A 16270-nucleotide genomic window follows, 5' to 3' on the forward strand; every position below is an offset into this window, starting at 1 on the left:
AGGCGCCTCAAGGCAGGTCGGGATTAATATTTGATTTACATGGCGTGGGGCAATTGCAGGTTATTCAGTGACGCTGGCTTTTTTCTGAAATTTCTGATAGGTTGCCATAAGCTCATTCAGTTTCTGTTTCTTTGCCTTAACGCCGGTGCGGTAACCAGAGATGATCTTGCCGAAATCAATATCGCCCAGGATGATCTTTTTTCGTTCCGTTTCAATGAACCCGAGATCGGTGGTGATCTTTACCTGGCTTGCTTTTTCCGCATATTCCCTGGCCCTATCCCAGTAGGGAAGGGCCTCGGCGTAAGATTTTTCCGCCGTGTCAAGACTGTCGCTGATCTCCTTGGCGTAATCCCAGTGATAGAAGCGGATATTGTGCATATCGTACCGAGCTCCGATGCTCAGGTAGCTGCGCATGATGATGAGATTGATATGCATGAACAAGAGGTTGCGGTATTTCAGATATTCCGGTTCCGATTCGATTTTTACCAGGGCCTGGGAGGGGTGGCGGAACTTGCACTGGAGGGCCGTTTTCAGGCGCTCTATGTTGAGCCGGAGGGTGTTCTCGTTGTAGTACATCTTTAAACCGTACAGCTCGTAGTAATCCTCGAGATAATGAGGCACGGTCTGGTAATGGAGCCTGATCTGCGGGATATAATCTGAAAAGGGGACGTATTTGCCCCTGTCTTTTTTTTTGCTGAAATATTGGTATTGATAATCCTCACCGTGAAGATTAACGGCTGCCATCATAATCAGAAATGATGCTATAACAATACGGTTCATAATTGCCCGGGGTCTATAGTTTGGAGGCACTATAATTCTTCTTACATTATCGGTTTTGTTGTCACAATAATGAAGCACGATATGATTCAGTTTATGATCGTTTTGTATTGAAATGGTGAGCGTCAGGATTCAGAGAAAAATAGCTCCAGATATTTTTTCAACGACTGGGCATAGTCGAGTTTTATCCTGGTTTCAACCGCCCAGGTGGAATCGGGAAAGATCTTAAGATTAGCCAGGAATATCTTTTCGGCTTCGATAACATAGGTAAAGGCCATTTCTTTTTTAAAGTATCCCCGATTGTGACGGTCATAAAAGATTTCCCTATGCGCATCATGGAGATGCTCGTCACCCTTGCGGTAAATTCGGTATGATTCAACATCATATTGGTTGTTGTAGGAATCTATGATATTAAGACATTCAGAGGCCCGGTAGAAATGAAATATCATGGTCGAGAATACGTCAAAATGCTCAATTAATTCCATATCCTCGGTTTTCTCTTTCAATTGACGGATAGCATGGTAGTTTTTTCGCAAAGAAAAGACGATTTTATTGAACACAGCCCTGTTCGCTACTTTTTCCCTGTTCGGGATGTTATTCAAATTATATTGAAAATAACGGTACAGGGCGTCCTTCGCGGTTTCACGAAGATTGATAAACTGCTTGGTAAGAATTTCAGAATCGATAATGTCTTTGTGGGGCTTCCGCGGAGCCTTGGGTTGATCATGTCTTTTGTCCTGGGATTCGACAGTCGATTCATCCTTGAAGCGGTAGCTCATGACAGCGGAATAGGCGACATTGAGCTTTGTCATGGCATTGGTGGCCCATTCAACGCGGTGTGGGTTTTTGTCTGGATGAAATTGGAATGCCAGTTTTTTATATGCCGCTGATATTTGCTCATCCGATGCCGAAGGGCTTACGTTGAGAAAATTGTAGTAATCATTGATATTCATTTAATGATTCCAAAAAAAATCATGTTAGTATCTCTCAGGGATAAAAGAATGCATGGTTTCCGTTCTTTTTGAATAGCGTATTCGAGAGAAGAATAATTGTAAATAGCAAAAAAATGAATTTTTCCTTGACATATAAACTAATGTATGCTTATTTTATGTTTAGATTATAAAAAGAGGGGAACAATAATGACGCCGAAAGAATGTATAAGACAGCTTACATTAAAACAGGAAAAAATACTGGATTTTATCAAAGAGTCGATCAAAGAATCCGGGTTTCCCCCAACGGTTCGTGAAATTGGCGAAAAATTCAATATTACGGTTAAGGGCGCCTATGATCACGTCAAGGCCATTGAAAAAAAAGGCTATATCAAAACCGAGCAGAATAAATCTCGCGCCATAGTTGTTTTGAATGAAGAAGAGGAGGTGCCAGTTGATGCAATCAATATTCCCCTTCTTGGCCGAATTGCCGCAGGCTCCCCTATCCTGGCTGAAGAGAATATCGAAGAGTATTTGAGCTTTCCCAAGTCAATGTTTAAAAGCGGTGAATATTTTGCCCTTAACGTTAAAGGCGATTCGATGATCGATGGCGGCATTTATGACGGCGACGTAGCCATCATTAAAAAACAGAATACAGCCAATAACGGAGAGGTTATAGCAGCTCTGCTAACAGACGAGGCTACCTTGAAAAGGTTCAAGATGACTGGTAATAAAGTACAGCTCCTGCCGGACAATCCCGCCTATGAACCGATCGTTGCGGAAAATGTCGCAATACTCGGCAAGCTCATAGCGCTGTTCCGCAAGTATTGATCCGGACTTTTTTTAAAACTTCACTTTACTTTCTCCGCCATATATCATAAAGGTGTTCCATCAATAATTCACCTTGATAACAGGAATGAATGATGGTACAAAAAATTATCATCACAGCTCTGGTCGTGTGTTTTTCAGTTATAGGTGGAGCCAACCAGTGGCATGACGAAGCGGATAGATACTGGAATGAGGCGCAGAAATATAAAAAAGACCGCAATTATAAACAGGTAATCGAATACCTTAAACGCGCTGTCACAGCTGAAAGAAAAAATGAAATCCCCCGCACTGAAGAACTTATCGCCCAGCTCAATGAGTTGGGCCAAACCTATGATGTTCTCGGCGATTACAATAAGTCCCTCCATTATTACAAGCTGATGCTTTCAACCTGCAGGAAATACAAAGTCGCGGATCAGGAAGCGATGGCAGGCAATAGCATTGGCCAGGCCTATTTTCATCTGGATCGTTTTGATGAAGCAATGGCATCATACAGAGAGGCCCTTGAAATATCACGCAAAAATGCATTCAAGGACAGGATGGTGCTCGTGCTTAATAACATGGCACTGGCGCACAGGGTACAGAAGGATTTTATCGGGGCCAGGGAGTGTTATGATGAAGCTCTGAAATATGCCAGGGAATCGAAGATCGGCGATAATATGGCTGTCACAACCAGCAATGCCGGCACGATGTACTATTTCATGAAAGAATATGACAGGGCCCTTGAATTATACTCCGAAGCTCTGGCAATCGATCGGCTCCGCGGCAGTGACGAATATCTTTCAGTGGATCTAAGCAACATCGGCAGCGTGTACGCCGCATTGGGGAGGTATGGAGAAGCCCTTAATTATTTTGAAAAAGCACTTGAGATTGACGGGCGATACAAAAACGAGAAGAACATGGCGTCTCGCTATTACCGGATCGGTGATATATATTTCATGGTAGGCGACAATACCCGGGCCGTGGTATTCTATAACAAGTCCCTGGAAATCAATCTCAAGCTGAACAACACCATGAATGCCGCGCGGATCCAGAACAGCATAGGCCAGGTCTTTGATTCCATGGGCAAATACGAGAAGGCCCTGGATTATTATGTGAAAGCCCTTGCACTGAACAAAGATATCGAGCTCCAGGAAAATATAGCTCTTCGGCTATCTGATATTGGTCTACTCTATGAAATCAGGGAGCGCTATGGCGAAGCGGTCGACTACATCGAGAAAGCCCTCCAGCGCGATAAAGCGGCTGAAAAGAAGAACAGGATAGCTGATAACCTGAGCAACCTGGGAAGGGTCATGGTGTCACTCAAGCGACATGAGAAGGCCCTGGAATATTTCAACCAGGCTATGGAGATGTACCGCGAATTAAATGATACGGTATCACTGGCCGATGATTCAAAAAACTGCGGTATTGTCCATTACAACATGAAAGAATATGAGAAGGCCATTGAACTGTTCGAAAAAGCCAGGCAGATCATTGAGTCAGGGACAAAAAAACAGGGTTTTTCCATAACCGATGTCAGAAGCGATATATACCGGTGGCTTATAGCATCATACGCCAAGGCTGATAAACCTGAAAAGGCCTACGAGGCCAATGAGCTTTTTTGCATTGGAAAAATCAAATCTGTTCTGCCTGATTCCGCTTTACCGCTGCAGACGAAATCAGTGAGCTATGATAAACTCAAGAAGGAAATAGGGGATAAAACAGCGCTGGTCATTCTGGCCAATATCCTGTGGGACAATCCGTTCCTTATCTATATAGATTCTGAAACAGCCATGACCTACGAACTGGATAAGGCCGCGACAGTCAATACGCTGTACAATCTTCTTGGGAAAGAGATAGAACGTTTTGTCGGCAAGAAAAAGACTGATATCATTTTCAAGATATCTCAGAAGTCCCGCAAGGATTACTATTACATCGAATTTGAAAAGATCATCAATTATTACCGGTCGCTGCTGTCAAAAAAATATATCAGCGGCAGCGAATATGCCATTCAGAGGTCCATCAGCAAGGTCCTGTATCAATTCATCTTTCAAAAAATTGAAAGGAATATCAGCGGGAAGGATACATTGATAATTCAGCCCGACGGGGTGCTGAGCACCGTTCCTTTTGAAACACTGGCGACGCCTGACGGCAGGTTTTTGATCGAGAAGGCCGGGATCAAGTATACGTTTTCACAGACCTGCGACGCATATTTTTCAGAAAGATTGTACGGCGCCGGGAGAAAAACGATGCTTCTCGTGAACGGTATCAATGCATCGCCAAATCCGTCGGAAAAAAACATTGAATCTTCCCGTCATTTTGAAGTAATAGTGGAAGGAATAAACAACAAATTGCTGGAACATAAGAGCCTCCTGGAGATGTACGGTTTTTTCAGCGTCAATGATCTGTCAGGGCTGAAATCAAGCACAGCGGAAATGAATTCTCTCAAGGCAATTGCAAAGGATGGTGATGTCATAACGGGAGATCGGGTGACTGAAACCGCACTGACTGCCATGGCAAGGGCCGGATCACTGGCGACGTACAGGATAATTCACATCCTGTCGCGGGGCATAATCATTCCCGAGGTGCCCCAGCTCAGTTCACTCCTGGTTTCGTATAAAAAAGATGAGGAAGGCGGCAAGGACGGGATCCTCACCGTGAGAAAGATCGCTTCACTGGGCATACGCTCGGATGTCGTGCATATTTCGTCGGTCACGATTCCCATGGCGGGATACAGCCGCGGCGAGGGGTTATGGCATCTGTGCGGATCCTTCATGGCGGCCGGTTCACGGGGAGTTTCATTGTCTTTGTGGGAAGTGGACGAAGCGGAGCGGTCATATTTCATGAAACAGGTTTATGAAGCGGCAATTAACAAGAACGTTCCTTTCGAAGGCGCTTTTACCCAGGCGAAAAGAACTTTTATCCAGGGAAAAATCGATCAGAATAGCGCTGTGTCAACAGCCGCTGAAGGCGAATCCGGCATGAAAAAATCAAATCCCTATTTCTGGGGTTCATTCATTTATTATGGCCGCTGATAGGGTCGCTGCGCCTGGGAAAACTGTTCTCATCGATTCGTCATCGGCCATCATCATTTTTAAAGCAGGAATCATTGAGCATGTTATTGATTTTTATTCAGTTGCCATTGCGACATCTGTCTATCACGAATTGACCCGCGAAGGATATGCCGGAGCCGATGAGTTCAGAACATATTGCAATGAAAGTAAAATATGGGTCCTGAGTGATGCGCGTGAAATCAGAAATATCACAGAAAAACATGAGGCAATGGAAGGACTCGGAGCCGGAGAGAAGGATACAATCCTGCTCTATCAAAAAGGTTTTGGCGAATTTATAATCATAGATGACGGCAGGGGCGCTCAGTATTGCAAAAAAAACGGTATCCCGTATATTAATGCGCTGCTGGTGCCGCGATTGTTTTTCAAGGTCGGCTGGATCGATTTAGAAGAGAAGAATCGATTCATGGATGGAATAATCGAACACGGCAGATACGCATCATGGGTTATCGAGTATGCCCGTTCTTGCGATGACAAAGAGCTGGCGTACTTCGGATAACCGATCAGATCGATTTGATTATATCAGGGGTGATGTCTCCGATGGTCTGACACCCCGTCAGGATCATGGCCTTTTCAAGGTCTTTTTTCAGGTGATTGAGGTAGAATGATACCCCTTCAGCGCCCATGCCGACGGCTGCAATGGCTATGGGGCGGCCGATGAGAATTGCGGTCGCTCCCACGGCAAGTGCCTTAAGTATATCGACACCTTCCCGGAACCCGCCGTCCACCATTATCGTCAGGTTGTGCTTCACCTCGCGCACTATTTCATCGAGGACATCCATGGATCCCATCATCTCGTCCAGAACTCGTCCCCCGTGGTTGGATACTATGATGCCATTGGCGCCCGCTTCAACAGCCGCGGCTGCGTCTTTCACGTTCATGATGCCTTTAAGTATAAAGGGGAGCTTCGTGGAAGATATGAGGTCCTTCAACTCTGAGAAGCTTTTGGGACCTACAGATTGATTTTTCATGGCCATGGTTTTGAATACCACGGCGTCAATGTCCATTCCCACGGCCATGGCCCCGGCTTTTTCCGCCGCCTTTATGCGCATGATGATGTCTTTATTGTCGCTGCGGGGCTTGAAAATGGGTATTCCCATGCCGCTCGATTCTGTAATGGCCTGCAAGCCGATCTTGTACTTGTCCGGAGTGGCGCCGTCGCCGACGAAGGCAATGGTGCCGGCTTTCAAACATCCGTCGATCACGGCGCGGTTATAATCGAGCTCGTCGATGGCGCCGGCCATGTTGGTCACGGTCCCCGTGATGGGAGCGGCCAGCACCGGAAGGGACAGCTTCCGGTTCATGAACGCGGATGTCGTGTCAGGCTGCGTGACATCATGGATGAGCCTGGTGTTGATCTTATACTTTTTCAGCGACGCGATATTCCTGCGAAAAGACTCACCGGTGCCGGTCCCTCCCATGCCGGGGACGCCGGTAGGACAGTCCCGGCCGTCGCAGTTTTTGCAGACATAGCATATCTTTTTGAACTTTTCCTTTGCGGATATATGTATGGTCTCCATCGAGATTTCAGATTCCTCGATCATGTCGAATTTTATGATATCACGGCACTGCTCATAGTGCTGTACGGCTTCAGCGAGGGTCTTGCCGACGGAGATGATATGACCGGCCTTCTCAACATTCGACCGGGGCTGTATGACCTTGTCCCCCGGCTTTACGTTGAGAAAAATCTCCTTGATGCCGGGAACCTTCAGCGCTTCTTCGAGGCCGGAAATTTTTTTGACGATGCCGGGCTTGGTAATGATGGCGCGCTCAATGCAGAACCGGTTAATAACAGGCTCCAGGTTGCCCGGTTCCTGGCCAAGGGCAACTTCAACGGCTGCCTTCATTAAATCGACGCCGGACGAGTAGGGAAAGGTATAGGCGGACATGAAACCGCCAGAGAGCCTGGCGGCGAGCTCCCCGATCATGGGCCCGTCTTTTGTAATTTTGATGTCGCCCTTGGCGGCGCCGATATCCAGGCCCAGTGCGTGGATGCCGAGCTTCATGACATTACAGGCGGAGTCCTGGATTTCCCTGGACAGGCTTGAAGGCATATTATGGCCAGTTTCGATAAAGAAAGGCGGGTATTCAATGATTCGGTCAGCCACGCCGGTGAAGGTGATCTCACCATTGTAGATAATGGCATCGAGTGAAAGCTCGGGGCCTTCCATGAATTCTTCCATGATGAGTTCGCCGCTCGGGGACGCGCTCTTTGAAAATTTGAAGGCATCCGGCAGCTGGTTAAAGTTTTCAATGCGCATGACCCCGCGGGCGCCCATGTTGTCCGATGGCTTAATGACGACGGGGAATTTTAGAATCTTTCCGGCTTTTTTCGCGTCAGATAAAGACCATACGGGAAGAAAATTCGGCGAGGGTACGCCATGCTCCTTGAAGCGCATGCGCATTTTTATCTTATTGGTGGCAGCCTCCGCATCCTCAAACTTGATACCGGGTAGGTTTAGAGCGTTGGCTACAGCCGCCACGGCCATGGAGGCGTCGGTCCCCACGGTGAGGACACCGCTGATGGAGGTCAGCTCATTCTGCGCCTTGGCGACCCGTACGGATCCTTCTATATCGCGGGTGCTCATGACGATGGGAATGTCGGCATCCTTCATGCCGAGGGCATTGGGATTGTAATCGGTCACAATGACCTGAAGGCCCATCTTTTTTGCTGTCAGAATCACCGGCATCTGGAGTAGTCCGCCGCCGATAATCATAATTGTCTTTTTCAATTGGAGCTCCTTAATCAGTGGTTTTGTTAATGCCATTACGATGATTGTGCCATGGGAGTTACATGGCGTGATAGCAGATGCGCGGTGCCGTAACGGCGATTTAAGTCTCTGCCGGGTGTTCCGATTGCAAATTCGCAATAATAGAGCCAGGAACAGAACCCATGAGAGAATGAAAAACCTGATTTTGAAAGATCTATTATGTCACATTATACACCAATCTGTTTTATTAAGTCAATAATTTAATTTGACTTGTTGGATAACTGAATAGAATTACTCATATTTGCGGCGGCATTCCTCGGCGGCGGGGCAAATATCGTTAATTTTATTTCAATATGTCTATAATTATTAGACATCTGCTATGGGCTTATCTCTGGTTTTTATCAAAGAAAAAAATTAATGGTGTCAGATAACAATGATATGATTGACAATGTATTGAAAAGGAATTGAAATTGTATTTGAACAGATTTCTGTTATATCATACATCTGAAATCATGCCATACTGTTCATAGCGGGAGGAAACATGGATCGCAATCTTACCATCGAAGCAGTTCGCCTGACGGAAGCCGCGGCTCTCTATGCCAGCAGGCACATGGGGAAGGGTGATGAGGAATTGTCGTATCATACCGCTGCTGAAGCGATGAACAGGGTCTTTTCCACCATGGATATTGACGGGGAGGTGGTAATAGGCGCCGATAGTTCCGATACGGCCCTCCATGACGGCGCCTTGGTGGGGAGCAAGACCGGCGGGGCAGTCGACCTTGCCGTGAAGCCCCTTGACGGAAAAATGACCTGCGCCCGGGGCGGTCACAACGCCGTGTCAGTGGCGGCAGTTGGAACCAAGATGACGTTCATGCGCACCCCTTCCTTTCATATGGACAAGATCGCCGTTGGGAAGGAAGCGAAAAACCTGGTTGATATCAATCAACCTCCGGCGATCAATATAAAGCGGGTGGCCCGGGCCAAGGGCAAGTATATAGAGGACATAACCGTGTGCGTCCTTGATCGTAAAAGCAACGAACATCTGGTCAAGGAAATCCGTCAGACCGGGGCGAAGATCAAGCTGATTCGCGACGGCGACATAAGCGGAGCGGTCGCGACGGCCTTCCCGGAAAGTTATATCGATATACTTATGGGGATAGGCGGCGCAAAGGAGGCAATCCTCGCGGCGGCTGCGTTAAAGTGCATGGAGGGGGACATGCAGACACGCTATGTCGATCTGAGCGGCAAGGAAAAGGAACAGATCAGGGAATACGGCATTACCGATCCCGACGGAATATTCACGATTTCCGAAATGATCAGAGGAGACGAGGTCATTGTCTCCCTGACCGGCGTCACCGACGGAGTCCTTCTGCCAGGCGTGCAGTATATTTCGGGCGGAGCGAAAACGAGCTCCATCCTGTTCCGCCAGAAAACACACACCCTGCGTTATATAAACGCGATTCACCAGTTCGACTATAAGCCTATATTTTAGCGTATTTCAATTCATCAGACGGGAGCAACCGGTATAAAAGATAAAATCGACATATCAGTTATCAGGTCAATTAACGAAAAGATCAATTCCCGCATGTCTCTCGCAGAGTTGCTGAAATCGATCATGGATGCGGCCAAGGAACTGCTGCAATCTGAAGGGTGCTCGCTTCTTCTGGCGGATCAGAAAACCGGCGATCTTATCTTTGACGTGGTCATCGGCGACAAGGGGGATATCATCCGGGGGGAGCGCGTGCCGAAGGGGAAGGGGATCGCCGGGATTGTGGCGGGGACGCTGGATCCCATCATAGTGGATGACGCCCACAATGACGACCGGTGGTATCATGATATCGACCAGAAATTCCATTTCAATACCAGGAACCTCCTCTGCGTGCCGATGCAGGTCAAGGGGGATTTTGTCGGGGTGCTGGAGATCGTGAACTCTATCGGACGCGGGCGCTATGACGAGCATGACCTGGAACAGGCCAGGTATATAGCCAACCAGGCGGCGATCGCCATCAATAACCGCCGCCTCTATGACGAGCTTACCAACAGGATCAACGAGCTGACCGCCCTGTACGAGGTGGCCCAGGCAATATCCCTTTCGGGGCCGGATAATGATATAATAGACAATATCTGCTCATCCCTTGCCAAGTCCATGATGGTGCGACGGGTCTCCATCATATTTTTCGATGAAAAAGAGGGCCGCCTTGCCATTGAATCCGCCTTCGGGCTTCCACCGTCGGTGGTCAATTCCCATGATATCAGCCTGAACGGGTCCATCGCCGGCCATGTTTTCAGGAGCGGCGACCCGATGATGGTTTCCGATATCAGGAAGGAGATCCCCAATGAAATGATCTCCGGCGATCGCGGCTATACGACCGATTCCTTCATCTCGGTCCCGATCCTGTACAAGAATAACACCATCGGCGTACTTTCCTGCGCGGACAAGATCAACGGCAAGAATTTTGACTCTTTTGACCTGCGGATCGTGATGACGGTATGCAGCCAGGTATCTCAGGTTTACAACAATATACTGAATCAGAGGGTCGCCGAAACGCAGCGGTTACTGTCCCGCGACATCGATATTGCGGCTGAGATCCAGAGAAAGATTCTCAGGGGTATTCCAAATGAGTTCGGGAGGCACGTCCTGTCGGTTTTTAACAAGCCGGCGCGGTCCGTGGGCGGCGATTTCTATGATTTTTCCAGGTTGAACGAGAATAAGTATTCTATATTGGTTGCCGACATATCGGGGAAAGGGATTCCCGCCGCCCTCTTCATGGGATCGGCGCTGAACGTGGTTCGGGCCGAGCTGCGGGTTGACAGCTCGCCCTCTGGATTGCTGAAAAACGCGAACCGGTACATATTCAAGGATTCTGAGTATGGCATGTTCGTAACGCTTTTTTATGCCGTGATCGACGCCCACAACAACCTGATCACCTATGCCAGCGCGGGACACAACGACCAGATGCTGGTGAGGGCCAGGACGCGGGAAATAATCATGCTGAACGCCGAAGGGAAGGCCCTCGGCCTCGCCGATGAGGAGAGCTTTGAAGAGCGGGTTATACTATATGAACCGGGTGACCTGCTGGTCCTTTTCACCGATGGCGTTACGGAAAGCTTCGGCGGCGATCGGATGGATATAGAAAACGGAGAGCGGCGCCTCGCTGAGATCGCCCTTCGGTTTATTGATGCCGGTCCCCGGGAGTTCATTGGTTACTTGAAAGAATATTTTCACTCGATAAGCAAGAATGTTGATTTAATTGACGATATTACCCTTATCGCAATACAATTTTAATAAGAATATGAAACAATATGAATGATTTAGAAGAGCTTCTCAATACCATTTACGTGGATATTCGAAAAAAGAACACGGACCGCGGCCTCCAGGCCATACCGCAGTCCGATGATTTTTTCGAGTACCTGGCCGGAGCATATTCACTGATACCGTACGGCATCCCGAAGCTTATAAAGATCCTGGTCGACTCGCATAAAATATTTTCATTTATAATAGTCGAGGCGGACCGGAAAGAACGGGTCCGCCGCGTCGATGGCTTTGTCGTCGCCGAGGGTAACATCATAAAGACCCTCCTGGAGCGGTTCAGCGATGAAATGATACGGGCCTATTCGCATGAATTTTCGACAAAATATTCCGTAGAGAGAATTATCAAGGAATTCATACCCAAAATACAGGATTACAACAACAAACCCCTCGGGAAGATAGCCAATGTCGTCATCAATCTCATGAACATTCAATCGATACTCGAGCGGAATATCATGCTGTACGGGGTGAAGTGGCAGGAAAAACAGCTTAAGACCGAAATTGAAAACAGCGATCCCCTGAACTGTTTTATCGAATTAAAAGGCGCGGGGGCAGAGCCGGGACCGGATAAAGAGGGGCGGAAAGAACCGGGCGAAGGGGGCCGTCGCTCGGCCGATGCGGTAAAATACGAGGATATCAGCAAGTATTTAAGCAAGAATTCCATCGAAAAGACACTGGCGGTTTATGGTGTCGAATTCTATTCGCGATTGTGCTTCAGGGAATACCAGTTTCCCCTTGTCCAGAAACTGATCGAGGAAGGAATCATTCACCTTAAAGACGATCTCAAGCTGGTCAAAAAGATGCTCCAGAAGACCCGGGCCAATTCCGATCAGGACCTGAACCTGCAGAAATTCGCCAAAGACATCAACAGTCTTGAAAAGCTCATCAACGAGAAAATCAAGCAGAGCGAGGGACATTGAAACGGGTTGCCGTTATCGGCGGGGGCGCGTCGGGGCTCATGGCGGCGTGCTTTGCCGCCGGCGGCGGCAATGAGGTCGTCATCTTTGAAAAGCAGAAAAAAATCGGAAGAAAGGTCCTCGTCAGCGGAAACGGGCGGTGCAATATCACCAATCGTAACATTTCCGTTGAAAAATACCATGGCGGCAACACCCGCTTCGTGCACAACCTTTTCGCCCGCTTCGGCCTTGATGAAACGATTGAATTTTTCGCCTCCATCGGCCTGCCCCTCGTCGAGGAACAGAACGGAAAATTATTTCCAGCCTCGCTGCAGTCCGCAACGGTCGTCCGTCTCCTGGAATACGAGCTTGTCCGGCGCGGCGTTGACATCCGGACCCATCGAAAGATAGAGCTTATCGAACGAGCCGGCACGGGGTTCAAGGTCACGACAGCCGGCCATGAGGATGAGCTGTTCGACTCGGTTATCCTCGCCGCAGGGAGCTGCGCTTATTCTCCGGCCGGGGGGTCCCGGGACGGCTATGACCTGGCAGGGCAGCTGAGCCATACCGTTCATGAGCCTTTTCCCGCTATCCTGCCCGTTACGGTACCGCTGAAAATAGTACATCGCCTCCAGGGGATAAAATGGGACTGTGCGGTTTCGGTCAAACACAGGGGCTCCGTGATCGCGTCATCGGAGGGAGAGCTCCTGTTTACCGCCTACGGCATATCGGGTCCGGCGACCCTGGATGTTTCGAGGGCGGTGAACGAGATTCTGGTCAGAAAGAGCACACCGGAAATAATTATCGATCTGTATCCTTCGTACGGGGATCGGGAGCTCCTGGATCTCCTCGAATCGCTCTGGGCTGATAAAGCGAAAAGCGTTTCCTTCAGCCTGATCGGCATAATGAAGAATCCGATGCCCGATGTGCTGTGCCGCATTGCCGGCATTGATCCGGAAAAACCGGTAGGGAGGCTGTCATCTGAAGAAAAAATGAAGATCGCGGCCATTTTGAAAAATCTTAACATTGAACCGGGAAAACCCCGCGGTTTCAACGAGGCGGTCGTAGCGGCCGGCGGCGTGGATGTCGATGAAATTGATCCGACGACGATGGAATCGCGCCTGGCCAGGGGCCTGTTCATTACCGGGGAGCTTCTTGATATCGATGGCGAGAGCGGGGGGTACAACCTTCAGTTCGCGTGGAGCACCGGCGCCGTGGCCGGAATGGCCCAGCACTGACGGCACGGTCATATCATCATGATGAATCCCTCAATGGACGTGATGCGCGTGCAGACCTCGTTAAGGCGGGTTTCAGATTCGAATTCTGCCGTTATGGTGAAAGAGATGAACCTGCTGTTTTTGCTCGGCCGGTGGGTTACCTGACCGTCTATGCCGTGCTCTTCCAGGACAGCTTCAATAATCTCATGCAAGTCAGGGCTGTGGGAAAAAACAGATTTAAATGTAATTTCCGCCGGATACTGGATTTCCTTTTTCATTGGTCACGGATGCACGATGCCGTGGTATTTGTCAACACTATCTGGCGGTGGTCAGCGATCATATTAATCTTGACTGGACCGCAGCGAAGGGCCATGGTGTCAATGGTGATTCCGCATGGAAATGATAAATCTGACACTGCTTCAGCCGTTCATTATAGCCATATTCCTGGGGGCCCTCCTGGGATTTGAGCGATCCTACACCTCGCGCATGGAACATGAAGCCCTTGACTTCATCGGCGGCATCCGGACCTATGCCCTGGTGTCGCTCTTCGGCGCCCTCGCGTCTTTTTTGGGGGAGAAATACGTCCAGGAGCTTCTCCCCATAGCCTTCGGGGGAATCATCATCCTCGTGGCGGTATCCTATTTTATATCGTACTTCAAGCACGATGAGAGCGGCATCACCACCGAAATAAGCGTACTGATCTGCTTCTTCATAGGGGTGACGGTTCAGAGAAACCACCTGGTCCTGGCCCTGTTCATCGCCATCGTATCAACGGCGATACTCTATCTGAAGAGATACATGAACCGCCTCGGGGAAAAGGTTGAGAACGAGGACATACGGGGGACACTTCTCTTCGCCATCATAACTTTTATTATCCTTGTTTTCGATCCGGACTATAACTTCCATGTGAAGGATATCGGAGCCCTGGGAAGCGGCATCTTCGAGCAGTATCCTGAAGTGGCGGACGTGAAAGTGATCAATCCCTACACCGTGTGGCTCATGGTGGTGCTCATATCGGCCATCAGTTTTTCGGGCTACATCGCCATCAAGATACTGGGATCGCGGAAGGGCATAGGGCTTACCGGTTTCCTGGGCGGCCTTGCATCGAGCACCGCCACCACCGTGACTTTTTCAAAACGGAGCGCCGTGGCCGGCCATGAGAATCTGCATGTTCCCTACGCGCTGGCGGTGCTCCTGGCCTGTTCGACCATGTTCCCCCGGATCATCGTGGAGGTCCTTGTGGTAAACCCCAACCTGGCGCCCAAGCTTTTCATCGTCATGGGTCTCATGATGGTCGCGGGCTTTTCCTTCTGTTTTTTTCTCTGGAAGAAAAGCGGTGAAAAGAAAGCCAGCGATGTCACACTCACGAACCCCTTCAACATCATGCCGGCAGTGAAGTTCGGCGTGATCTTCGCCCTGATCATATTCATAGCCCGGATCACGGAGGTGCTCGCGGGAGACAGCGGGGTGTACGTTATAAGCGTGCTCACCGGATTATCCGACGTTGATCCCATCACCCTTACGATGAGCAAGATCTCGCGGGACGATCCTTCGAAGCTGAACCAGGCGACGGTAGCCATTACCCTGGCCGCCTTTTCCAACACCATCATGAAAGCGGGGATGGCGTTTTTTCTCGGTTCAAAGCAATTCAGAAAAACGGTTCTGATCGGCTTCAGCATCACCATCTGCGCCGGTATCGCCGGACTGGTACTGGTGTACCTGCTGTGACCTGCGCCGGGACCCCGGCGGGACGCTATTTCGGGATCTTCCCGTAATCCTCCAGGAACTTTTTCAAGCCGATATCCGTCAGCGGATGCTTTATTATCTTCTGGAAAACATCGAAGGGGATGGTGGCTATGTCCGCGCCGATCAGCGCCGCATGCTTGATGTGCAAAGGGTTTCGTATCGAGGCCACTATGATTTCCGTGGGAAAATCGTAGTTCGCGTAAATGGCGGCTATCTCCTCTATCACTTCCATTCCTTCTGAGGCAATGTCGTCCAGGCGGCCGATGAAGGGGGATATGAAGGTGGCTCCGGCTTTCGCCGCCATGAGGGCCTGTAATGAATTGAAGCAGAGGGTCACGTTGGTCTTAATTCCCTCGGAAGAGAGGGTCTTGACCGCCCGGAGGCCCTCCTCGATGAGGGGGATCTTGACATTTATATTGCTCCGTATCTTCGCCAGGTCCCGAGCTTCACGGACCATGCCGTCGTAATCGATCGATATTACCTCGGCCGATACGGGACCGTCCACTTCCTTGGCCACCTCGGTGAGCACGTCGCGGTAGGGCCTTCCGATCTTGCTTACCAGCGTCGGGTTCGTGGTTACGCCGTCCAGAATCCCCAACTCCTTGGCCCTGCGGATCTCCTTGATATCGGCGGTATCTATAAAAAACTTCATAAAGCACCTCTTTCCTGATTGTGAATGAAAAGGATATTCGTATAAACCCGGGATTATGTCAAATAGTTTCTCTATACAGCGGGACCTGTTGGATCAAATAATATTGACATAGGCGGTTGTTTTTACGACCATGCGCATGCCATGAAAGCGTTTATAC

General features: G+C 49.2%; 13 protein-coding genes. 8 read left to right on the plus strand and 5 right to left on the minus strand.

The window, feature by feature from the left end; all coding sequences use genetic code 11:
- Nucleotides 1-60: 60 nt before the first annotated feature.
- Together KA369_03210 and KA369_03215 are read right to left on the minus strand one after the other, a co-directional pair.
- Entirely contained in the window at nucleotides 61-747 is a 687-nt protein-coding gene (locus KA369_03210) for a hypothetical protein (GenBank protein ID MBP7734959.1), read from the minus strand.
- 155 nt (nucleotides 748-902) lie between these two features.
- The gene (locus tag KA369_03215) at nucleotides 903-1730 is read right to left on the minus strand and encodes a J domain-containing protein (protein MBP7734960.1); all 828 of its coding nucleotides are present in this window, start codon (nucleotides 1728-1730) and stop codon (nucleotides 903-905) included.
- A gap of 204 nt (nucleotides 1731-1934) precedes the next feature.
- Here KA369_03215 and lexA point away from each other — a divergent pair, with 204 nt between their 5' ends.
- From lexA to KA369_03230, 3 genes are all read left to right on the plus strand, one after another.
- Nucleotides 1935-2537: a transcriptional repressor LexA gene (gene lexA / locus KA369_03220; GenBank protein MBP7734961.1), complete on the plus strand. Its 603-nt coding sequence runs from the start codon at nucleotides 1935-1937 to the stop codon at nucleotides 2535-2537.
- Nucleotides 2538-2626: 89 nt separating this feature from the next.
- The gene (locus tag KA369_03225) at nucleotides 2627-5545 is read left to right on the plus strand and encodes a tetratricopeptide repeat protein (GenBank protein MBP7734962.1); all 2919 of its coding nucleotides are present in this window, start codon (nucleotides 2627-2629) and stop codon (nucleotides 5543-5545) included.
- Nucleotides 5535-6080, plus strand: coding sequence for a hypothetical protein (locus KA369_03230; GenBank protein ID MBP7734963.1), 546 nt, complete (start codon nucleotides 5535-5537; stop codon nucleotides 6078-6080). The genes KA369_03225 and KA369_03230 overlap by 11 nt, the downstream gene beginning before the upstream one ends.
- 4 nt (nucleotides 6081-6084) lie before the next feature.
- Here the strand turns inward: KA369_03230 and KA369_03235 are convergent, their stop codons facing one another.
- On the minus strand, nucleotides 6085-8349 hold the full coding sequence (locus tag KA369_03235) for an alpha-hydroxy-acid oxidizing protein (protein ID MBP7734964.1): 2265 nt from the start codon (nucleotides 8347-8349) through the stop codon (nucleotides 6085-6087).
- A 484-nt stretch (nucleotides 8350-8833) separates the two neighbouring features.
- On the opposite strand from KA369_03235, the gene glpX reads away from it, so the two are divergent.
- The 4 genes from glpX to KA369_03255 all read left to right on the plus strand — a co-directional run bounded on the left by glpX (nucleotide 8834) and on the right by KA369_03255 (nucleotide 13736).
- Nucleotides 8834-9784 (plus strand): class II fructose-bisphosphatase, encoded by a 951-nt coding sequence (glpX, locus tag KA369_03240; protein ID MBP7734965.1) that lies wholly within the window; start codon nucleotides 8834-8836, stop codon nucleotides 9782-9784.
- Between the two features lie 93 nt (nucleotides 9785-9877).
- Nucleotides 9878-11578 (plus strand): SpoIIE family protein phosphatase, encoded by a 1701-nt coding sequence (locus tag KA369_03245; protein MBP7734966.1) that lies wholly within the window; start codon nucleotides 9878-9880, stop codon nucleotides 11576-11578.
- A gap of 17 nt (nucleotides 11579-11595) precedes the next feature.
- Nucleotides 11596-12522, plus strand: coding sequence for a hypothetical protein (locus KA369_03250; GenBank protein MBP7734967.1), 927 nt, complete (start codon nucleotides 11596-11598; stop codon nucleotides 12520-12522).
- Entirely contained in the window at nucleotides 12519-13736 is a 1218-nt protein-coding gene (locus KA369_03255) for an NAD(P)/FAD-dependent oxidoreductase (protein ID MBP7734968.1), read from the plus strand. The genes KA369_03250 and KA369_03255 overlap by 4 nt, the downstream gene beginning before the upstream one ends.
- A gap of 8 nt (nucleotides 13737-13744) precedes the next feature.
- Here KA369_03255 and KA369_03260 read toward each other — a convergent pair whose 3' ends face one another.
- Nucleotides 13745-13993: a DUF493 domain-containing protein gene (locus KA369_03260; GenBank protein MBP7734969.1), complete on the minus strand. Its 249-nt coding sequence runs from the start codon at nucleotides 13991-13993 to the stop codon at nucleotides 13745-13747.
- Nucleotides 13994-14108: 115 nt separating this feature from the next.
- On the opposite strand from KA369_03260, the gene KA369_03265 reads away from it, so the two are divergent.
- Nucleotides 14109-15443: an MgtC/SapB family protein gene (locus tag KA369_03265; protein MBP7734970.1), complete on the plus strand. Its 1335-nt coding sequence runs from the start codon at nucleotides 14109-14111 to the stop codon at nucleotides 15441-15443.
- Between the two features lie 25 nt (nucleotides 15444-15468).
- Here the strand turns inward: KA369_03265 and fsa are convergent, their stop codons facing one another.
- Nucleotides 15469-16113 carry a fructose-6-phosphate aldolase gene (fsa, locus tag KA369_03270; GenBank protein ID MBP7734971.1) on the minus strand — a complete coding sequence of 215 codons (645 nt, stop codon included), beginning with the start codon at nucleotides 16111-16113 and terminating at the stop codon, nucleotides 15469-15471.
- Nucleotides 16114-16270: the final 157 nt, after the last annotated feature.

The organism is Spirochaetota bacterium (assembly GCA_017999915.1).
Lineage (GTDB): Bacteria > Spirochaetota > UBA4802 > UBA4802 > UBA5550 > RBG-16-49-21.